The organism is Limnochorda pilosa (assembly GCF_001544015.1).
GTDB classification, from domain to species: Bacteria; Bacillota; Limnochordia; order Limnochordales; family Limnochordaceae; genus Limnochorda; species Limnochorda pilosa.
In genome coordinates this window covers 2,773,000-2,793,879 of the sequence record NZ_AP014924.1, presented here as the reverse complement: position 1 = coordinate 2,793,879, position 20,880 = coordinate 2,773,000, and the positions used below count along the sequence as shown (strand labels likewise).

General features: G+C 71.6%; 17 protein-coding genes. All 17 read left to right on the top strand.

The window, feature by feature from the left end:
* The first annotated feature begins 13 nt into the window (after positions 1-13).
* The 17 genes from queA (at position 14) to aspS (ending at position 20,877) form a co-directional block, all read left to right on the top strand.
* Positions 14-1,114 carry a tRNA preQ1(34) S-adenosylmethionine ribosyltransferase-isomerase QueA gene (queA, locus tag LIP_RS12380; protein WP_068138864.1) on the top strand — a complete coding sequence of 367 codons (1,101 nt, stop codon included), beginning with the start codon at positions 14-16 and terminating at the stop codon, positions 1,112-1,114.
* Between the two features lie 14 nt (positions 1,115-1,128).
* Entirely contained in the window at positions 1,129-2,292 is a 1,164-nt protein-coding gene (gene tgt / locus LIP_RS12375) for a tRNA guanosine(34) transglycosylase Tgt (RefSeq protein ID WP_068138861.1), read from the top strand.
* Positions 2,292-2,657: a preprotein translocase subunit YajC gene (yajC, locus tag LIP_RS12370; RefSeq protein ID WP_082726285.1), complete on the top strand. Its 366-nt coding sequence runs from the start codon at positions 2,292-2,294 to the stop codon at positions 2,655-2,657. The genes tgt and yajC overlap by 1 nt, the downstream gene beginning before the upstream one ends.
* Before the next feature lie 27 nt (positions 2,658-2,684).
* A complete protein-coding gene (locus LIP_RS12365) occupies positions 2,685-3,395 on the top strand; it encodes an HD domain-containing protein (RefSeq protein ID WP_198409531.1) in 711 nt (236 codons plus the stop codon).
* A gap of 81 nt (positions 3,396-3,476) precedes the next feature.
* Positions 3,477-4,688, top strand: coding sequence for a protein translocase subunit SecD (gene secD, locus LIP_RS12360; protein WP_198409530.1), 1,212 nt, complete (start codon positions 3,477-3,479; stop codon positions 4,686-4,688).
* Complete coding sequence (secF, locus tag LIP_RS12355; protein ID WP_082726283.1) at positions 4,685-5,590, top strand: protein translocase subunit SecF; 906 nt, start codon at positions 4,685-4,687, stop codon at positions 5,588-5,590. The genes secD and secF overlap by 4 nt, the downstream gene beginning before the upstream one ends.
* A gap of 52 nt (positions 5,591-5,642) precedes the next feature.
* Entirely contained in the window at positions 5,643-7,313 is a 1,671-nt protein-coding gene (locus LIP_RS12350) for an ABC1 kinase family protein (protein ID WP_068138858.1), read from the top strand.
* A 72-nt stretch (positions 7,314-7,385) separates the two neighbouring features.
* Positions 7,386-7,748, top strand: coding sequence for a lipopolysaccharide assembly protein LapA domain-containing protein (locus tag LIP_RS12345; RefSeq protein ID WP_068138855.1), 363 nt, complete (start codon positions 7,386-7,388; stop codon positions 7,746-7,748).
* Complete coding sequence (recJ, locus tag LIP_RS20075; protein ID WP_068138852.1) at positions 7,745-10,594, top strand: single-stranded-DNA-specific exonuclease RecJ; 2,850 nt, start codon at positions 7,745-7,747, stop codon at positions 10,592-10,594. The genes LIP_RS12345 and recJ overlap by 4 nt, the downstream gene beginning before the upstream one ends.
* Positions 10,576-11,097 carry an adenine phosphoribosyltransferase gene (locus LIP_RS12335; protein ID WP_068138848.1) on the top strand — a complete coding sequence of 174 codons (522 nt, stop codon included), beginning with the start codon at positions 10,576-10,578 and terminating at the stop codon, positions 11,095-11,097. Before recJ ends, LIP_RS12335 begins: the two co-directional genes overlap by 19 nt.
* A gap of 4 nt (positions 11,098-11,101) precedes the next feature.
* Entirely contained in the window at positions 11,102-13,324 is a 2,223-nt protein-coding gene (locus LIP_RS12330) for a RelA/SpoT family protein (protein WP_068138845.1), read from the top strand.
* On the top strand, positions 13,324-13,773 hold the full coding sequence (dtd, locus tag LIP_RS12325) for a D-aminoacyl-tRNA deacylase (protein WP_068138842.1): 450 nt from the start codon (positions 13,324-13,326) through the stop codon (positions 13,771-13,773). Before LIP_RS12330 ends, dtd begins: the two co-directional genes overlap by 1 nt.
* Positions 13,774-13,824: 51 nt before the next feature.
* Complete coding sequence (locus tag LIP_RS12320; protein ID WP_068138840.1) at positions 13,825-14,490, top strand: ABC transporter ATP-binding protein; 666 nt, start codon at positions 13,825-13,827, stop codon at positions 14,488-14,490.
* A complete protein-coding gene (locus LIP_RS12315; RefSeq protein ID WP_068138836.1) occupies positions 14,487-16,145 on the top strand; it encodes a hypothetical protein in 1,659 nt (552 codons plus the stop codon). Before LIP_RS12320 ends, LIP_RS12315 begins: the two co-directional genes overlap by 4 nt.
* An 87-nt stretch (positions 16,146-16,232) precedes the next feature.
* Positions 16,233-17,741: a peptidylprolyl isomerase gene (locus LIP_RS12310; RefSeq protein WP_068138833.1), complete on the top strand. Its 1,509-nt coding sequence runs from the start codon at positions 16,233-16,235 to the stop codon at positions 17,739-17,741.
* A 15-nt stretch (positions 17,742-17,756) separates the two neighbouring features.
* Positions 17,757-19,049, top strand: a complete 1,293-nt coding sequence (gene hisS / locus LIP_RS12305) for a histidine--tRNA ligase (protein WP_068138831.1) — start codon at positions 17,757-17,759, stop codon at positions 19,047-19,049.
* A complete protein-coding gene (gene aspS / locus LIP_RS12300; RefSeq protein ID WP_082726281.1) occupies positions 19,030-20,877 on the top strand; it encodes an aspartate--tRNA ligase in 1,848 nt (615 codons plus the stop codon). Before hisS ends, aspS begins: the two co-directional genes overlap by 20 nt.
* Positions 20,878-20,880 lie beyond the last annotated feature (3 nt).

Here is a 20,880-nt window from a genome sequence, read left to right as displayed (position 1 = left end):
GGGGGCGCACGCGGTGCGGATGGACGCCTTCGACTACCACCTGCCTCCAGGGGCCATCGCCCAGGAACCGGTGGAACCCCGCGACGCCTCCCGCCTCCTGGTGCTGCGCCGGGAGGACGGCCGGCTGGAGCATCGGATCTTCCGGGACCTGCCCGAGTACCTGGCTCCGGGCGACGTGCTGGTGGTGAACGAGAGCCGGGTACGTCCCGCCCGCCTGATCGGCGAGAAGGAGGGCACGGGCGGGGCGGTGGAGCTCCTCCTCCTGCGGCCCGACGCGGAAGGGGCCTGGGAGTGCCTGGCGCGTCCGGGTCGCCGGCTGCGGGCAGGCCAGCGCCTGGTCTTCGGTGGCGGGAGGCTCCGCGGCCAGGTCGTGGATCCCCGGGTGCCGCGGTCCCCCGGAGGCGAGGGACCCTCCCGGGCGGCGGGGGTCCGGCGGGTGCGCTTCGAGCACCGGGGCCCGCTGGAGCAGGTGCTGGAGGAGCTGGGCCGGGTGCCCCTGCCTCCCTACATCCACAGGGAGCTGGCTGATCCGGAGCGGTACCAGACCGTCTATGCCCGTGAGACAGGCTCGGCGGCGGCGCCCACCGCCGGCCTCCACTTCACGCCCGAGCTCCTGGATCGGATCCGGTCCATGGGCGTGGTGGTGGCGCCGGTGGTGCTCCACGTGGGGCTCGACACCTTCCGCCCCGTGACCGAGCAGGAGGCGGAGGAGCACCCCATGCACCGGGAATACTACGCCATCCCGGCGGAGACGGCCGCCGCGGTGGAAGGGGCCCGGGCGAGGGGCGGGCGGGTGGTGGCCGTGGGCACCACCAGCGTGCGGGCCCTGGAGGCGGCGGCGATCCGGGCCGAAGGGCTGGACCCGGCAGGGGACCGGGGCGCGGCGGCCGGCCGCGTGCCCGCCGGGAGCGGATGGACCGATCTCTACATCTATCCGGGCTACCGCTTCCGGGCGGTGGACGCGCTGGTGACCAACTTTCACCTTCCCCGGTCGACGCTGCTTCTGCTGGTTTCGGCCTTCGCGGGGCGGGAGCGGGTCCTGGAGGCCTATCGGGTGGCGGTGGAGGCAGGGTATCGTTTCTTCAGCTTCGGGGATGCGATGGTGATCCTCTAGCCTGGAGGTGCGCCATGGACGGCGCGTTCGAGGTGCTTGCCCGGGACCCGGCCAGCGGCGCCCGGGCGGGGCGGCTGCACACGGCGCACGGGGTGGTGGAGACGCCGGCCTTCATGCCCGTGGGCACCCAGGCGTCGGTGAAGACCCTCTCCAGCGAGGAGCTGGAGGAGCTGGGCGCGTCCATGATCCTGGGCAACACCTACCACCTCTACCTGCGCCCGGGTGCGGGGCGGGTGGCCGAGCTGGGCGGCCTCCACCGGTTCATGGCCTGGAGCGGCAGCATCCTCACCGACTCGGGGGGCTTCCAGGTGCTGAGCCTGACCGCGCTCCGCCGGGTGGACGAGGAGGGGGTCACCTTCCGCTCGCACCTGGACGGCTCCACCCACCGGCTGACCCCCGAGGGTGTGGTCCACCTCCAGGAGCTCCTGGGCAGCGACGTGGCCATGGTGCTCGACGAGTGCCCGCCCTACCCGAGCCCGCCCGAGGAGGTGGAGGCCAGCCTGCGGCGAACGGAGCGGTGGGCGGAGATCGCGCTTGCCTCGCACCGCCGGGACGACCAGCTCCTCTTCGGCATCGTGCAGGGGGGCATGGAGGCGGGCGTGCGCCGCCGGGCGGCGCGCGCCCTGGGGAAGCTCGAGTTCGATGGCTACGGGATCGGGGGGCTCAGCATCGGCGAGCCGAAGGAGACCATGTACCGTATGCTGGAGGCATCGGTGCCGGAGCTTCCGCCGGCCCGGCCCCGCTACCTGATGGGCGTGGGCTCCCCCGACGCGCTGGTGGAGGGCGTGGCCCGGGGCATCGACCTCTTCGACTCGGTGTTGCCCACCCGCGTCGCCCGCCACGGCACCGTGCTCACCCGCCGGGGGCCCGTGACCGTCCGCAACGCCCGCTACGCGTCGGACGAGCGGCCCCTGGACCCGTCGTGCGATTGCAGGGTCTGCCGGCGGTACAGCCGCGCCTACGTGCGTCACCTGCTGAACGCCGGCGAGATCCTGGGTCTAAGGCTCTGCTCGTACCACAACCTGCACGTCCTCCTGCGCCTGATGGAGGAGGTGCGGGCCGCGATCCGCCAGGGGACCTTCGCCGAGGTCCGCCGGGCTGCGGCCGCCCTCTTCCCCCGGCGGCAGGAGCCAGCGGCGGGGCCCCGCCCCGCCCCAACCACGGAGGTGACCGGCTGATGCTCTACTTCCAGGCCCAGGCGGGCCAGGCCAGCCTCATCACGGGCCTGCTCCCGTTCATCCTGCTGTTCGTGATCTTCTACTTCCTCCTCATCCGCCCCCAGCAGCAGCAGCAGAAGAAGCGGAACGAGATGCTCCGCAGCCTGCGGAAGGGGAACCGGGTGGTCACCGTGGGCGGCATCTTCGGTGAGATCGTGGGCATCACCGACGAGACCATCAAGCTGAAGGTGACCGACCGGGTGGAGCTTCTCCTGTCGCGCAGCAGCGTCAACCAGGTCCTGGAGAGCAAGACCCTTCCCGCGGTGGAGGAGGACGGTGCAGAGGAGTCCGAGGCCGAGAGCGGCTCGAGCGGCAAGGAAGCCTGAGCCCTGGCCCTGAGAGGGGTGCAGAGGTTGGCAGGACGGCGAAACGGCGGCGGGGAGCGGCCGCCCTCCGAGGCCGGCGTCATCACCCTGAAGGAGGTGCGGCAGCACCCCGCCATCGACGCCTACGTGCGCCAGGCCGATACGCACCTGGCGGCCATGGGCTACACCGAGCACGGCTACCGCCACTGCGGGCTCGTGTCGAGCATCGCCGGCAACATCCTCCGCCGCCTGGGACGGCCCGCCCGCCTGGTGGAACTGGCCGAGATCGCGGGCTACACCCACGACCTGGGGAACTGCGCGAGCCGCGACCGGCACTGGGTGGTGGGAGCGGTGATGGTGGGGCAGATCCTCGAGCAGCTGGGGGTGCCGTACCCTGAGATCGCGGTGATCATGGGGGCCATCGGCAACCACGAGGAGCCCGAGGGCTTTCCCGTCAACGACGTGTCGGCGGCGGTGATCCTGGCCGACAAGACCGACGTGCACCGCTCCCGGGTGCGAAACCGGGACCTGGCCACCTTCGACATCCACGACCGGGTCAACTACGCGGTGGTCCACTCGTTCCTGGACGTGGAGCCGGCCCACAAGGAGATCACCCTCACCCTCAAGATCGAGACCGAGATCTGCCAGGTGATGGAGTACTTCGAGATCTTCCTCAGCCGGATGGTGATGTGCCGGCGGGCCGCGGAGTTCCTGGACTGCCGGTTCCGCCTGGAGATCAACGGGGCGAAGCTCCTTTGACAGGCCCTCGCGGCGGGCGGTATAATGGGCGTGTTGCCCGGGATTCCGGGCTTCTCTGTGCTCTTTCGAGGGGGCGACCTCGTGCATAGTCCTCATCGCTGGCAGATCCTCGCGCTCCTGCTCCTGGTCGTGGCAGGGGCCGCAGCGCTCTACTTCGAGCCCTTCCGCCTCGGCCTGGACCTGCAGGGCGGCGTGCACGTGGTGTTGCAGGCCAAGCCGGAAGCCGGGACGGAGGTGACCGACGAGGCCATGCAGGGCGCGCTGGCGGTGGTGGAGCGGCGCGTCAACGGCCTCGGCGTCAGCGAGCCCATCATCCAGCGCCAGGGGCGCGACCGGATCATCGTGGAGCTCCCGGGGGTGAAGGACGCGCACGAGGCGATTCGGGTCATCGGGCAGACAGCCCAGCTGGAGATCCAGGACCCCCAGGGCAAGACGGTGCTCACCGGAGCGGACCTATCGGACGCCCGCCTGGGCCGCGACGATCTGGGCCGCCCGGCGGTCGACGTCACCTTCACCCCCGAGGGGGCGAAGAAGTTCGCCCAGCTCACCACCGTCTGGCAGGGGTACCAGATCCCTCACCTGCTGGACGGGAAGGTGCTGGTCAACCCGGTGGTGCGTGAGCCCATCACCCGGGGCCAGGGCCAGATCACCGGCGGCTTCACTCTGGACGAGGCGCGGAACCTGGCCGTCCAGCTCAAGAGCGGTGCGCTGCCCATCCCCCTGGAGTCCCTGGAGATCCGGCAGGTAGGGCCCACCCTGGGCGCCGACTCCATCCAGCGGAGCTGGCAGGCGGGCCTCATCGGCGGCGTCCTCATCCTCCTCTTCATGGCGGGCTTCTACCGGCTGCCCGGCGTCGTGGCGGGCCTCGCGTTGCTGGTCTACGCCCTCCTGGACGTGGCGGTGCTGCTGCTCATGGGCTCCACTTTCACCCTGCCGGGCCTGGCGGGGGTGATCCTCTCGCTGGGCATGGCCGTGGACGCCAACGTGATCATCTTCGAGCGGATCAAGGAGGAGGTGCGGGCCGGCAAGAAGGTGCGGGCGGCGATCCGGGCCGGCTTCGACCGGGCGATCCGGGCGATCCTGGACGCCAACGTGACCACCCTCATCGTGGCCGGGGTCCTCTTCTTCCTCACCAGCGGGCCGGTCCAGGGCTTTGCCGTCACCCTGGCCGTGGGCATCCTGGTGAGCATGTTCACCGCCATCGTCGTCACCCGCTGGATCCTGGAGATCCTCACCGACTGGGACCCGGATCGGATCGGCCGTTCCATGGCCGTAAGGGGGCTAGTGCAATGACCTTCGACGTGATGGGTCGCCGGCGCGTCTTCTTCCTCATCTCGGGGCTCCTGGTCCTGGCGAGCGCGGTGCTCCTGGCCACCCGCGGCCTCAACCTGGGCATCGACTTCACCCAGGGCACCCTCATGGAGCGCGGCTTCGAACGGGTGGTGAGTGAGACGGAGCTGCGCCAGGCTCTGGCCGATCCCGCCCTCCAGAACGTCAACCTGGGCACCCCCCGCGTCCAGCACCTGGGCGACGGCCGGCAGGTCCTGATCCGGGTGCCGGCCCTGAGCAACGAGGCCATCGCTACCATCGACCGGGTCCTGGGCGAGCGCTTCGGACCCGTGGAGGTGCTGCGGACCGAGGTGGTGCACCCGGTGATCGGGGCGGAGCTCTTGCGCCGGGCCCTGCTCAGCCTGGGGCTCGCGGCGGTAGGCGTCCTCGTCTATGTGTCCATCCGCTTCGAGTACAGCTTCGGGCTGATGGCCATCGTTGCCGACCTGCACGACGCCTTGATCGCCCTGGGTGTCCTTTCCCTCCTGGGGTGGGAGGTGAACACCGCCTTCATCGCCGCCATCCTCACCGTGGTGGGCTACTCCATCAACGATACGATCGTGGTCTACGACAAGATCCGGGAGGTCCGCTCGGCCCACCCGCGGCTCTCGCCGGCCGAGGCCGCCAACCGGGGGGTGCAGGAGACCTTCGTCCGCTCCATCAACACCAGCCTCACCACGCTGGTGGCGGTGGCGGTGCTGGTGGCCCTGGGCGGCGAGACCCTGAGGGTCTTCTCGGTGACGCTGCTGGTGGGGATCCTGGTGGGAACCTACTCCTCCATCTTCGTGGCCAGCCCGCTCTGGGTGAGCTGGACCGAGTGGCTGCACCGCCGCTCCACCCGCGTCCGCCAGGCCAGCGCGTCCTGAGCGCGAAAGCCTGAGCCTGCAAGCCGGCCGGGCGGGAGGGGGGAGCCGGCCCGTGCACGAGGACGCCCCCATGGGGCCCCTGGGACGACGACGCCGGATGGCCGGCCGCTACCGGCAGGTGGCGGAGGTGCTGGGACGCCACGGCTTCGGCCTGCTGGTGGACGAGCTGGGCCTGACCCGCCTTCGCCCTTGGCCCGCCCGCCGCGCCCCCGACCGGGAGCTTGAGCGGCGGGGGGCCCGGGTGCGGCGCGCGCTGGAGGAGCTGGGCCCCACCTTCATCAAGCTGGGCCAGATCCTCTCCACCCGGCCGGACGTGATCCCGCCCGACGTCTTCGCCGAGCTTCAGCTCCTGCAGGACCGGGTGCCCCCCGTCCCCTTCGAGGCGCTGGAGCCGGCGCTGGCCGAGGCGCTGGGGGGGCGCCCGGTTGCCGAGGTCTTCGATTCCATCGACCCCGAGCCCCTGGCCAGCGCCTCCATCGCGCAGGTGCACGCCGCGGTGCTGCACGACGGTACCGAGGTGGTCGTGAAGGTCCAGCGGCCGGGGATCCACGAGCAGATCGAAACCGATCTGGAGGCCCTCTTCGGCCTGGCCCGCCTCGCGGCCGGCCGGATCTCCCTTCCCTTCGACCCCGTGGCCCTGGCCGACGGCTTCGCCCGGGCCATCCGCCGCGAGCTGGACTACCGGCTGGAGGGCACCAACATCGAGAGGTTCCAGGCCAACTTCGAGGGCTGTCCGTGGGTTCACTTCCCCCGGGTCTACTGGGAGTGGTCCAACCGGCGGGTGCTGGTGCTGGAGCGCCTGAGAGGCCTCCGGCCCACCGACGTGGAGAAGCTGGACCAGGCGGGCATCGACCGCGCCCTGGTCGCCCGGCGGGGGGCCCAGCTCTTCCTGAAGATGGTGCTGGTGGACGGCTTCTTCCACGGAGACCCGCACCCCGGCAACCTCTACGTGGAGCCGGGCAACCGCCTGGCCATCATGGACTTCGGCATCGTGGGCCACGTGGATGCCGAGACGGCCGAGGGGGTGGCGAACCTCCTGCAGGCGCTGGTGGCCCGCCGCCCCGACCAGGGGGTGGACGCCCTGGACGCCCTGGGCGCCCTGGATCCCGACACGGACGCGGCCGCCCTCCAGCGGGACCTGCGGGACGTGATCGACCGGCACTACGGTCGCACCCTGCAGGAGATGGCGCTGGGCGAGACGGTGCAGGAGACGATGCAGCTCGCCTACCGGCACCGCATCCACCTGCCGGGCGAGCTCTTCCTGCTGGCCAAGGTCCTGGTGGGGATGGAGGGCCTCGGCCGCCAGCTCGACCCTGGCTTCAACGCCGTGGAGGTGGCCCGGCCCTTCGTGCGCCAGCTCCTGGTGCGGAAGCTCCACCCGGTTCGGGTCGGGCGCCGTCTGGAGCGGGACGCGCTCGAGGCGTTGCGGGCGTGGACCCGGCTGCCTGAGGAGGTGGCGGGGCTCGCCGCTCGGGCGCGGCGCGGCCGGCTGCGCATGCAGCTGGAGCACCAGGGGTTGGACCCCCACTCGCGCCGCATCGAGCGGGCCCTCAGGGAGCTGGGGGTGAGCGTGGTCTTCGCCGCCACCCTCCTCACCGCCGCCCTCACCCTCTGGATAGGCAAGGGCCCGATCCTCTGGGGTATGCCGGTGGTCACCTGGCTGCTCCTGGGGTTGCTGGCCTTCCTCGGAACGGCGCTCTTCCTGAGCCAGTTCAGGAGGTAGGTACCAGGGCGCGCCGAAGTACGGGGGGCAGGCACTTCCGCCCGGCCGGTGCGGTGCGAGGGAGGCTCTCCTGTGGTCTGGCTCCTGGTCCTGGCACTGATTTTCGCCCTCCTGGTGGCTGTCTTCGCCCTTCAGAACGCCGCGGTCATCGTGGTCCACCTCTTCGCCTGGCAGGTGGAGGTGTCGCTGGTGCTGGTGGTGCTCGCCAGCGCCACCGTGGGCGCCGTCAGCGTGGGGCTGGCGGCCATGGTCCAGCGCGTGCGCGTGGGGATCCGGCTGCGCCAGCTCGAGGCGCGCCTCCGCGAGCTCGAGCAGGCACGGCAGGCAGGACCCGCCAAGGGCACGGTCCCGGAGGTGCGGGCTTCCGCGCCCCCGGACCCTCCGGCGCCCCAGACCGCGCAGGAAAGCAGCCCGGCCGGGGGCGAGCGGCCGTGAGCCTCCCCAACCCAGAACCGGAGGGAGCGGGTGCGCCCCGGCGCAGGCGCCGCCGCGCCCCGGGCGCGGCGCCCGAGTGGCTCTGGCCGGAGCCGCTGGAGGCGGAAGCCCGGGAGCGGGCCCACACCCTCGAACGGCACCTGGGCCTCCACCCCCTGGTGGCCGAGATCCTCGTGCGGCGCGGCCTGGACGACCCCGAAGCCGCCTACCGCTTCCTGCACCCTTCCCTGGACGAACTGGAGAGCCCCCTGCGGCTGCCCGACATGGATGCGGCGGTCCAGCGCATCGAGCGGGCCCTGGAGCGAGAGGAACCCATCTGGGTCTACGGCGACTACGACGTGGACGGCCAGACGGGGACGGCGCTCCTGGTCACGGCGCTGCGCGCCCTGGGCGCCCAGGTGGCGTATCACGTGCCCAACCGGCTGAGCGAGGGCTACGGCCTGCATGGGGAGGCGCTGCTGGAGCTGCGGGCTCGCGGGGCGGCGGTGGTGGTGAGCGTGGACTGCGGCACCACCGCCTCCGAGGAGGTGGCGCAGGCAGCCAGGGCCGGCCTCGACGTGGTGGTGACCGATCACCACCAGATCCCCCCCGAGTTGCCCCGCGCCGTCGCCGTGGTGAACCCCCGAAGGCTGTTCCCTGAGGGCGGCGAGCCCCCCTGGGCGGAGCTGAGCGGGGCAGGGGTGGCCTGGAAGCTGGCTCAGGCACTGCTGGAGCGGGCGGGCCGGGGAGAGGAGGCCCGCGCGCTTCTGGACCTGGCGGCCCTGGGCACCGTGGCCGACGTGGTTCCGCTGGTGGGCGAGAACCGGGTGCTGGTCGCCCACGGCTTGAGCCGCCTGACGGCCCCGTCCGCCCGTCCCGGGCTGGCCCTGCTGCTGGACGGTCTCGGCCTCCGGGAGGGACCCGTCACCCCGGGCCACGTGGCCTTTCAGGTCGCCCCGCGCCTCAACGCGGCAGGCCGGGTGGAGGACGCCTCGCTGGGCGTCCGGCTGCTCCTGGCCCGCACGCCCGGCGAGGCGGCGCCGCTGGTGGAGGTCCTGGAACAGCTCAACCGGGAGCGGCAGGCCTTGGAGGAGCAGATCCTGGAGGAGGCCCGCGAGCAGGCGCTGGAGGCGGTGGCCGGGGGCGCGGTGAGCCTGGTGACCGCGGGGGAAGGGTGGCACCCGGGTGTGGTGGGCATCGTGGCCTCCCGGCTGGTGGAGGAGTTCTACCGCCCCGCGCTCGTCATCGGCCTCGAGGGTGACGAGGGGCGGGGTTCGGCCCGGAGCGTGGTCGGCTTCCACCTGTACGACGCGCTCGCGGCCTGCCGTGCGCACTTGATCCGCTTCGGCGGCCACGCCATGGCGGCCGGCTTCTCGGTGGCGCGGGAGGCGGTACCCGCCCTGCGGGAGGCCTTCGAGGCGGTCACCCGGGAGCGGCTGGGTCCCAGGCCCTTGCGGCCGCAGCTGCAGGTGGAGTGTCTGGCCGACCCCTGTGAGGTCGACGAAAGCCTCCTGGCCCAGGTGGAGCGCTTGGGCCCCTTCGGGGTGGGAAACCCCGCCCCGCTCCTGGGAACCCCGGAGGTCCCTGCGCTGGTGGAGCCCGTCCCCGGCTGGGGCGAGCCCCGGGAGGCCGGCGGCACAGAGGCGGGCCCGAGGACGGGTGAGGCCGCGGCGCCCTCCTGGCGGCGCGTGGGCCGGGAGGGGGAGCACGTGAAGGGGGCGGTGCCCCTCCTGCCCTCCGGCCGCTCCCTGGAGGCCATCGGATTCCACCTGGCCGAGCGGGTGCCCGAAACCGGCGGTTGGGTGGACGTAGCCTACCAGCCCACCCGAGACCGCTATCAGGGGGCGGAGCGGCTTCAGCTCCGCCTGCGGGAGGTGCGCCCCAGCCCTCAGGACGAGGGCGACGGCTGGGCGGCCCTGGCCGCGTGGATCGCCGGGCAGGCCGTCCAGGGGCCGCTCTTGGCGCCCGAGGGGCCCGGAGCGGCCGCGGAGGTGGAAAGGGAGTCGGCCGCCCTGCGCCCCGGGACGCCGGTTCTCTCCGGGAGACCGGGGACGTGGGAGACCCCCTGGGAGCTGGTGGACGGGCGGGGGGCTGCCGACGGCCTGCCGGACCCGGCCGGCCCTGCCGCCTTCCTCACCCCGGACCTCTGGGAGGCGGTGGAGGTGGCCCAGGCCCTGCGCTGGCGCCTGAAGGGGGCCCGGGAAGGGGTGGCCTTCCTGGGGCCCCTGGACGGGGAGCTGGCCTGCCTCGCACCGCCCCCATACCGCCCGGCCCAGGAGGCCCCGCTGGCGGTGGCCCTGGACGGCTCCGTGCTGGGTTCGAGCGCCGGGGCGGGCGCCCGGTTCGGAACCGTGATCCTGTGGACCCCGCCCTGGACGCTGGAAGGGTGGAAGCGGCTCGGGGAGGCCGTGCAGGGCCGCCGGGTGGAGCTTCGCTTCTCCAGGCCCCGGGTACAACGGCTCCAGACCCGGGTGGAGATGCTCCACCCGGGCCGCCAGCGGCTCGCGGCCCTCTACCGGTACCTGAGCGGGCACCCGGGACGGCTGGAGCCGCGGGACGCAGCCCGCGAGCTCAGCCGGGCGAGCAGCCTGCCCTTCAGCGCCCGTACCGTGCGCGAAGGGCTGGCCGTGCTGGCGGAGGTGGGCCTCTTGGCCTGGGAGGAAGAGGCACCGGGCGGGGGCGTCGCGGTACGCCTGGCGCCCCACCCGGGACGCAAGCTGGACTTGGGCCGCTCCGTACGCTATACTAGAGGTATTCTCCGGAAGCAGCAGTTTGCCGCCATCAGCGAGATCGCCCTCTTCGGCGGGCTCGCCCGGATGCAGGATCTTCTGCGGGGAGGGGCGGGTCCATGGACCTCAAGCGGATGATCCGGGTCATCCCCGACTTTCCGCAGCCCGGGATCAGCTTCAAGGACATCACCACCGTTCTGAAGGACCCCGACGGCCTGCGCTTCACCGTGCAGGAGATGGCCCGTCGTTTCCGGGACCGGGGCGTGGACCTGATCGTGGGGGTGGAGTCCCGCGGCTTCCTCATCGGGGCGCCCCTGGCCTACGAGCTGGGGACCGGCTTCGTGCTGGTGCGCAAGCCGGGCAAGCTGCCGGCGGCGACGCTGCGGGTGGAGTACGAGAAGGAGTACGGTACCGACGCCCTGGAGATCCACCGGGACGCGGTTCAACCGGGCCAGCGGGTGCTCCTGGTCGACGACCTCCTGGCCACCGGCGGGACCATTGCGGCCGCCGCCAGGCTGGTGGAGGAGCTGGGCGGCGTCATCGCCGGCTTCGCCTTCATGATCGAGCTGGCGGGGCTGAAGGGCCGCGACCGGCTGGGCGACCGGGAGATCCTCTCTCTGGTCCGGTACGACGAGGGATAGCCCCATGGGCAAGCCGGAGCGAAGCGCCGAGGTCCCGGTCCTCACCGAAGAGGACCGGATCTTCGAGACGCTGGTACAGCGCGTGCTCACCTACAACCCCCAGGCCGACGCGGGGTTGCTCCGCCGCGCCTACGAGACGGCTCAGGAGGCCCACCGCAACCAGCGCCGCGACTCGGGCGTGGCCTACGTGCGTCACCCCCTGGAGGTGGCCTTGCTCCTCTCCGAGCTGGAACTGGACGTGGTGACCCTCGCGGCCGGCCTCCTCCACGACGTGCTGGAGGATACCCCCATCACCCGCGAGGAGCTGGAGGAGCGCTTCGGCTCCGAGGTGCTCCTGCTGGTGGACGGGGTCACCAAGCTCTCCCGAATCCCCACCCAGAGTCGTGAGGAGCACCAGGCCCAGTCGCTCCGGAAGATGTTCCTGGCCATGGCCGAGGATCTACGGGTGATCGTCATCAAGCTCGCCGACCGGCTCCACAACATGCGCACCCTGGACCCGCTTCCCCCCGAGCGCCAGCGGAAGATTGCCCGGGAAACGCTCGAGATCTTCGCGCCCCTGGCGCACCGCCTCGGCATGTGGTCCATCAAGTGGGAGATGGAGGACGAGGCCTTCCGCTACATGAACCCGGAGGCCTACTACAGCCTGGCCCAGCGCTTGGCCAAGAAGCGGAAGGAGCGGGAGGCGGAGGTCCAGGAAGCCCTCGAGCTCTTGCGCCGGCGCCTGGAGGAGGCGGGCTTCAAGGCCGACATCTTCGGCCGGCCCAAGCACCTCTACTCCATCTACCAGAAGATGCAACGCCAGCAGAAGGACCTGAACGAGATCTACGACCTGATCGCGGTCCGGGTCGTGGTGGAGACGGTGCGCGACTGCTACGGCGTGCTGGGGCTGGTCCACACCCTTTGGACGCCGATCCCGGGGCGCTTCAAGGACTACATCGCGATGCCCAAGTCCAACCTCTACCAGTCGCTCCACACGACGGTGGTGGGGCCCAAGGGCGACCCGCTGGAGATCCAGATCCGCACCCGGGAGATGCACCGCATCGCCGAGAAGGGCATCGCGGCCCACTGGCTCTACAAGGAAGGGTACCGGTCCAACGAGGAGTTCGAGAAGAAGGTCGCCTGGCTCCGGGAGGTCATGGAGTGGCTCCGGGAGATGAGGGACCCCCAGGAGTTCATGGAGACCCTGAAGATCGACCTCTTCGAGGACGAGGTCTTCGTCTTCACCCCCAAGGGCGACGTGCGCAGCCTCCCCACCGGCTCCACGCCCGTCGACTTCGCGTTCTCCATCCACACCGACATCGGCCTCCACTGCGCCGGCGCCAAGGTGAACGGCCGGATCGTGCCCTTGAACCACCGGCTTCGGAACGGCGAGTTCGTTGAGATCCTCACCGCCAAGAACGCGGCGCCCAGCCAGGACTGGCTCTCCTTCGTCAAGACCTCCAAGGCCCGGAGCAAGATCCGGGCCTTCCTCAAGGAGGCCCGGCGGGCGGAGATGACCCAGCGCGGGCGGGAGCTCCTGGAGGCCGAGGCGAGGCGCCTGGGCGTGGAGCCAGGCGAGCTGAGCGTGGACCGCATCGAGGACGCGGCCAAGCGGGCGGGCCTGGCGGCCGAGGACGACTTCTACGCCCAGGTAGGCTTCGGGAGCTGGACCGTCAACCAGGCGCTGGGCCGGGTGTTGGGCGAGAGCCGGCTGAAGGACCTGCGACGCCGGTGGCGGCTGGCCCACCACCGGGGAGGGCGCCGGGCGCGGGTGCAGCCCCACCAGATGGTGCGGGTGCCCGGGCTCGAGAACGTGCTGATCCGTTTCTCCAAGTGCTGCAGCCCGGTTCCGGGCGACGAGATCATCGGGTACATCACCCGAGGCCGGGGCGTCTCCATCCACCGGAGGGACTGCCCCAACACCGAGGCCCTGGGGGAGCAGGAGGAGCGGGAGATCGCGGTGGAGTGGGTCGCCCCCGCGTCCGTGGGCGGCCAGCCGCTGAGCTTCCCGGTGGAGATCGAAGTGGAAGCCGTCGACCGCACCAACCTCCTCACCCAGGTGATGGATGCCGTCTCCCAGCAGGGGAAGATGAACATCGAAGCCGTCAACGCCCGTACCACCCGGGGGAAGGTGGCCTACATCAACCTGGTGGTGGACATCACCGACACCCGCCAGATGGATGAGGTCATGGAGCGGCTCCAGCGCGTCAAGGGGGTCTCCCGGGTCTCGCGGGCCCGGCCCACCTGATGCGGGCGGTGGTGCAGCGGGTCTCCCGGGCGGTGGTGCGGGTGGACGGTGAGCCCGTGGGCCGGATCGACCGGGGGCTCATGGTGCTGCTGGGGGTGTCCACCAGCGACGGCCCGGCCGACGCAGCCTGGATGGCGAGGAAGCTCGCCGGCCTGCGGATCTTCCCGGACGAAGGAGGGCGCCTCAACCGCTCGGTGGCCGAAGCAGGAGGGGCGGTCCTGCTGGTCTCCCAGTTCACCCTTTACGGTGACGCCCGCCGCGGCCGCCGCCCCAGCTTCACCCGCGCCGCGTCGGGCTCCGAGGCCGAAGCCGTCTACGACGCGGTCGCCCGGGGTCTCCGGGACGAGGGCCTCCCCGTGGCGCAGGGCCGCTTCGGCGCGCACATGGAGGTGGAGCTGGTCAACGATGGGCCGGTGACCCTGCTGCTGTCGAGCGAGGGAGCGTTCTAGCAGCGCCGCGGGGTCCTCCCCGGCGGGCGCTGGGGAGGGGAGGTCGGTCCGGTGGCTCGTGCCCAACCGGCTGCGCAAGACGATGCGTCGCCCGCCACCGTCCTTGAAGCCCGGGGGGTTGCCGTCGCCTTCGGCGGCCGGAACGTCATCCGGGACCTGACGCTGACCCTGAGGGCGGGAGAGATCGTCGCGCTGCGGGGACCGAACGGGTCGGGCAAGTCCACGACGCTCAGGACCCTCACCGGCATGCTCTCCCCGTCGGAGGGTGAGATCCGGTGGGGCGTGCCGCGCGCCCAACGCCTCTTCGTCCCCGACCAGCCTTTCCTGCACGAGCACCTGACCCTGAGCGAGCACGTGCGGTTCGTGAACATGCTCCTCGGTTCGCCCGACGCGCGGCTTGGAGAGCGGGAGCGTCGCCTCCTCGAGCGCCTTGGCCTGAGTGAAGCGGTCGATGCCTTTCCCGGAGACCTCTCCCGGGGCATGCGCCAGAAGCTGGGGCTCCTCCTCGCCCTCCTGCCTTCCTACCGGGTCCTCATGCTGGACGAGCCCTTCACCGCCCTGGACGGACAGGCCCGGCAGACGGTCGGGGAGTTGCTGCGCGAACGGGCGGACCAGGGCGCCGCGCTCCTGGTGACCGCCCACGAGGCGTGGGAAACCAGGGGCTTCGACCGGATCTACCGGCTGTCGGACGGGGTCGTCCTGGAGGAACCAGCGTGAACCCTACGCCGGACGCCCAGGCCGCCCTTGGTTGGGCGCGGCGAACGCTGCGCCGCAGGCGGCGGGAGCGGTTCCTGGCGTGGGTCCAGTTGGGCCTTCAGGATGGGGGGGCTGCGAGCCTGGCCGTTGCAGGTTTCACGGTGGCCTTGCTGGCGGTTGACCTGGTCGCGGGCCTTCAGGCCGTTCCCACCCGGCCAAGTCCGACCGTGGTCGCCCTCGTGACGGTATGGGTCCCGTGGGCGGTCCATCTCCTGCCCCTGGCCTACGCTCTGGGGGCGGGGCTCGACTTCTTCCCCGTTCGGCTCCACCCGTTCCTTCTCTACCACGCGATCGTCCGGGGAGCCGCGGGCACCCTGCTCCGCTCGGCCGTCCGTACGGAGTCGTTGAAGTGGGCGGTGGGGGCGGCTCTCACCCTGGCAGCCTGGGCGGGGGCGGCAAGGGTTCTCCGGGTGGGTCTCCCAACCGAAAGCCTCCTGCTTGCGACGAGCGGGATCCCCTCCTTCGCGGCGGCGCCGGTCTGGGCGGCCGCGGTGGCCCTGACGCCGGCCTCGATCCGTGGACTGCTGCGCGGGCTTCGACCGCTGGCGCTCGTGATCTTGGCTGTGAGCCTGTTCATGGGGGTCCTTTCCGGAGACGGCGGGGCTGCCGGGGCCATGCCCTTGGTGGGCCTGGCCTTGCTGGGCGGCGGGTGGCTCTCCTTACGGCGGGCGCTCAGCGGCGCGAGCCCATGGACGCTGCTGGAAGGTGAGGCGACCCGGGCAGAGCTGGGTCGATCCTCCTCGCCGTCGCGGCGGGTGGCGCTGCTGCGCCAGTGGAGGCGCCGGGGCCGAAACCGTCTGGCTCGAAGAGTGGCCACCGCCCGCCTCCCCCGATGGTGCCGAGGCGGCTGCGCTTATGCCTGGAGAGCCGTCTTGGTCTGGGTGGGCGCGCACCCCATGCAGCCGGTCTTCCTCGCCGGTGCCGGCATCCTGAGCATCGCCTCGCTGGCCTGGAGGCCGGATCTCTTGGACCCCGCGCCGCGGGGTTCAGGGTTTCTCGGGACCGCCTCTGAGATCGAGGGCGGATGGGCCTACGTGGGCGCCCTCCTGGCTGCCCTGGGTCTCGCGCTCGCGCGCCTGCCCGAGCTTTCGTGGCTTCCGGAGGTCGAGCGAGCGGAGGCACGCCGCCAGCTCCCGTCGCCGGCTTCCTACCTGGTCTGGAACGGCGCCGTGCCCCTGGTGATCGCCGGGCTGGGGGCCCTCGTGGCGGCCCGATCGATCCCGCAGGCGATGGGGTCCGTGCTCTCCCCTCCGTTCCTCGCGCTTCTCCCGCCGTGGGCGCTGGCACAGGCCTTTCTCTGGACCTTCTGCGTCCTGCAGGAGCCCCTGTGGAGCCAGATTCCTCCTCCGGTGACCCTCAATCCCTTCCAGCCCGTGGGATCCGTTCATACGGCGCGAATGATGAGCCTGGCCATCTCCCTGATCCCGGGGCTTGCGACCACGCTGGGAACGGCGTGGTTCCACTCCGTCCCGACCGGGCTGGTGGTGGGGATGCTCTCGGTTCCCGCCGGGATCCGTTTCGTCTGGCGCCAGGTCCGCGACGAGTGGACGGAGGCCGGGAGGGCCGGAGCGAGCGCCCGCCGGGCAGGACCCCGTCGCCCTACCGGCCGGCTTTGACACGCCCCTGACCTTCGAGTAGAATGGCGCTGTGCAAACGCCGAGCCCCGGCGCGGTGGGGGTTGGGGCCGGGGGGGGACCTCTGTCGTGCTGTTCCAATCGCTCCGCCGCAGTACCAAGTGGATCATCGTCGTGGTCGTGGTCGCCTTCGGGGGTACGCTCCTCTACGTGGGCGGTATGGACCTTTTCGCGGGCAGCCGCTCGGCCACGGTGGAGGCCAGCGTGGCCGAGGTGAACGGGCAGCCCGTGCGGCCTGAGCAGCTCAACAGCCAGGTGGCGCGCCGCATCGAGCTCCTTCAGGCGCAGGGGGCGCGGGTAACCGGCCTCACCCGGGAGAGCGTCCGCTACGAAGCCCTGCAGGACCTGATCGACCAGTCTCTGCTTCAGCAGGCCGCCGCGGAGATGAAGGTCTCCGTCGACCCTGCCGAGGTGGCGCAGGGGATCGACTCGATCCGGGCCCAGTTCCCCTCGGCCGATGACTACCGTGCAGCGCTGCGGCAGGCGGGCCTCAACGAGTCCCAACTCCGGAACCAGATCCAGGAGAGCCTGCGCCTTCAGAACGTGCAGGAGCAGGTGTCTGCCGGCGTCGAGGTGACCGACCAGGAGGTCGCCCAGGCGTACGAGGCCGTCCACCTGAAGCAGCTGACCGTCTCGGTGCAAGGGGATGACGAGCAAGCCTGGAAGGCTGCCGAGACCAAGGCGGCCTCGCTCCGGGACCGCCTGGCCAAGGGGACCTCCTTCGAGGATGCGGCCAAGGGGGACGAGCAGGTGGCCCAGAGCGACCTGGGCTTCGTGCGCCGGAGCTCCAGCCTGCCCCAGGCCATCCTGGATGCGGCCTTCTCCCTGAAGAAGGGTGAGCTCAGCCAGCCCATCAAGACGTCCAACGGCTACCGTGTCCTCCAGGCGGTGGAGTGGAAGCGGGCTGAGGGCGAGGAGTTCGCCAAGGAGAAAGATTCGATTCGCCAGGACCTGGTGGGTCAGAAGCAGCAGGAGGCTTACCAGAAGTGGCTCGAAGGCCGGCGCGCCCAGGCGGAGATCGCCATCCTCGACCCGGCTCTCCGGGGCTACGACCTGCTGGTGGCGGGGAAGCTCGACGAGGCCCAGGGAGCCCTGCGCCAGGCGATCGCCGCGGAGCCGGAGAACGCGTACCTCCACGCCGTCCTGGCCCAGGTCCTGGCCCAGCAGGAGAAGCTTGACGAGGCGGTCGCCGAGGCGCGGCATGCGGTGGGGACCTTCGATCTGGATCCCGAGCTCCACCTGCTCCTGGGCAACCTGCTCCGCCAAGCGGAGCAGCCCGACGAGGCGGTGGCCCAGTACCAGAAGGCCTCGGAACTGGATCCCTACGACCTCCAGCTCCACCTGACCCTCTACGGCATCTACCTGGACATGGACCGGAAGGACGAGGCCGAGGCGGAACGGGCCCGCCTGCAGGAGATTCAGAAGCTCTTGGAGGAGCGCCAGCAGAAGCAGGAGGAGCTCCAGAAGCAGCTGGAGCAGCAGGGCGGCGCGGGCGCGGCTCCTGAGGCCGGCAGCCAGGGCACCGCACCCGACGCCACTCCGCCCGAGGACCAGGGCGCGGCGACCCAGGGGGAGTGAGAGGAGGCGGCGGGTGTGAGGGTCCAGGCCCCCAGGGGGACGCGGGACCTGCTTCCCGGCGAGCTGGCGCTCTGGCAGCGCATCGAAGGTCTTGCCCGGGAGGAGTTCCGGCGCCATGGGTACGGTGAGATCCGCACGCCCGTCTTCGAGGCGACGGAGCTCTTCGTGCGGGGGATCGGCGCTGGAACGGACATCGTCGAGAAGGAGATGTACACCTTCACCGACCGCGGGGACCGCAGCGTCACCCTGCGGCCCGAGGGGACCGCACCCGTGGTGCGCGCCTACCTGGAGCACAACCTGCGGGCGGCGCCGCAGCCGGTGAAGCTCTTCTACTTCGGGCCCATGTTCCGTTACGAACGTCCCCAGGCGGGGCGTTACCGCCAGTTCTACCAGTTCGGGGCCGAGGCCGTCGGGACCCAGGACCCGGCCGTCGATGCCGAGACCATCCTCATCCCTTTCGACCTCTACCGCCGCCTCGGCCTGCAGGGGCTGGATCTGCGGGTGAACAGCATCGGCTGCCCCGTCTGCCGGCCGGGCTACCGGGAGGCCCTCGTCGCCTTCCTCCGCCCGCGGGCCGAGACGCTGTGCGACAGCCACCGCCAGAGCTTCGAACGGAACCCGCTCCGGGTCCTGGATTGCAAGGACGACGCGTGCCGGGCTGCGACGGCTGAGGCTCCCTCCATGGAACCCTACCTGTGCCAGGAGTGCGCCGGCCACTTCGCCGCGGTGCGGCGCTACCTGGACGGCCTGAACGTGCCGTACCGGGTGGACCCCCGGCTGGTACGAGGCCTGGACTACTACACCAAGACCGTCTTCGAAATCACGGCCGAGAGCCTGGGCGCCCAGGATGCCGTGGCCGGCGGCGGCCGCTACGACGGGCTGGTGCAGGAGCTGGGCGGGCCGCCCACGCCCGGGGTGGGTTTCGCGGCCGGGCTCGAGCGGGTGGTACTGGCCCTGCAGCGGCAGGGCCTGGGCGAGGCTGCGGAGGCAGGGCCCGAGGTCTTCGTGGCTGCAGCCGGCGCCGGGGTACAGGAGCCGGCGCGCCTGCTCGCCTTTCGCCTGCGCCGGGCGGGCATCGCCGCGGCCACCGACTACGGCGATCGGAGCCTGAAGGCCCAGATGAAGTCCGCCGACCGCGTGGGTGCGCCCCGGGTGGTGGTGGTGGGCGAGGAGGAGTGGGCCCGAAGCCAGGTGGTGCTGCGGGAGATGGCGACGGGCACCCAGCGGGCGGTGGCCGTGGACGAGCTGGAAGGAATCCTGAAGGGGACGGCGGCGGCTGCGGCGGCCGATGGCTCCCGGCGGAGGTGAGTCGCTTACGAGCGACCTGACCGAACGGCAAGCGGAGAGGCTGCCCCGCACGGGTTGCGGGGAGCTGCGGGCGGAGCACGTGGGCCGGCGGGTGGTCCTGGCCGGCTGGGTGCATCGTCGCCGGGACCACGGCGGCCTGATCTTCGTCGACCTGCGGGACCGGAGCGGTCTCGCCCAGGTGGTCTTCAACCCCCAGGAGGTGGACGCGGGGACCTTCGCCGCGGCCGAACGCCTCCGGAGCGAGTTCGCGGTCCGGGTGGAAGGGAAGGTCCGGCGGCGCCTGCCCGGCATGGAGAACCCCAAGCTGCCCACGGGCGAGGTGGAGCTCGCGGTTTCGAGCCTCACGGTGTACAATACCTCGTTGCCCCTCCCCTTCTCCATCGACCGGCCGGGGGACGTGGACGAGTCGGTGCGGCTGCGCTACCGCTTCCTGGACCTGCGCCGGCCTGAGATCCAGCAGCACCTGATCCTGCGCCACCGGGTGACCCAGGCGGTGCGCGGGTATCTGAACGCCCGGGGCTTCCTGGAGATCGAGACGCCCATGCTCACCCGGAGCACCCCCGAGGGTGCCCGCGACTACCTGGTGCCGAGCCGCGTCCATCCTGGCGCCTTCTACGCGCTCCCCCAGTCGCCCCAGCTCTTCAAGCAGCTCCTGATGATCGCCGGCTTCGAGCGATACTACCAGATCGCCCGCTGCTTCCGCGACGAGGACCTGCGGGCCGACCGCCAGCCGGAGTTCACCCAGATCGACATGGAGATGGCCTTCGTCGAGCGGGAGGACGTGCTGCAGGTCAGCGAGGGACTCTTCGCCCACGTCTTTCAGGAGGTGCTGGGCCTCGAGGTGCCGCTCCCCCTGCCCCGCATGAGCTACGCGGAGGCCATGGAGCGCTACGGCACCGACAAGCCCGACCTGCGCTTCGGGCTGGAGCTGGTCGACCTCTCCGAAGCCGTTCGGAGCAGCAGCTTCCGGGTCTTCGCGGAGACGGTCGCCCAGGGGGGCCTGGTGAAGGGGATCCTGCTCACGGGCCAGGCGGGGTGGCCCCGCCGGCGGCTGGACCAGCTCGTCGCCCGCGCCCAGGAGCAGGGCGGCAAGGGCCTCATTTGGATGGCCTTCCTTCCCGGCGAGGTGCGCTCGCCCGTCAGCCGTTTCCTGGAGCCCGGCGTGGTGGACGCCATCCGCTCGACCCTAGGCGCCCGCGAGGGCGATCTCGCCCTCCTCGCCGCCGACCAGGCGGAGCCCCTCAACCAGCTCCTGGGCCGCCTGCGCCTGGACCTGGGGCAGGAGCTGGGCCTCACCGACCCGGACCGGGTTGCCTTCACCTGGGTCCTGGACTTTCCGCTCTTCGAGCGGAGCGAGGGTGAGGGCCGGCTGGTGGCGGCCCACCACCCCTTCACCGCGCCCGTGGAGGAAGACCTGCCCCGCCTGGAGGCGGATCCCCTGGCGGTGCGGGCCCAGTCCTACGACCTGGTCTTGAACGGGGTGGAGCTGGGGAGCGGTTCCATCCGTAACCACCGGATGGACGTGCAGCAGCAGATCTTCAGCATCCTGGGGATCGGTCCCGAGGAGGCCCAGAGGCGCTTCAGCTTCCTGCTGGAGGCGCTCCAGTACGGTGCGCCGCCCCACGGCGGCATCGCCCCCGGGCTCGATCGGCTGGTGATGCTCATGGCTGGCGCAGGCTCCCTGCGGGACGTGATCGCCTTCCCCAAGACGGCCAGCGGCACCTGCCTGCTCACGGGTGCTCCCTCGGCGGTGGACGAGGAGCAACTCCGGGAGCTCAACATCCGGCTGGCTCCCGCAGCCGCCGCCCGGATTGCGGGCCGGGAGTGAGCT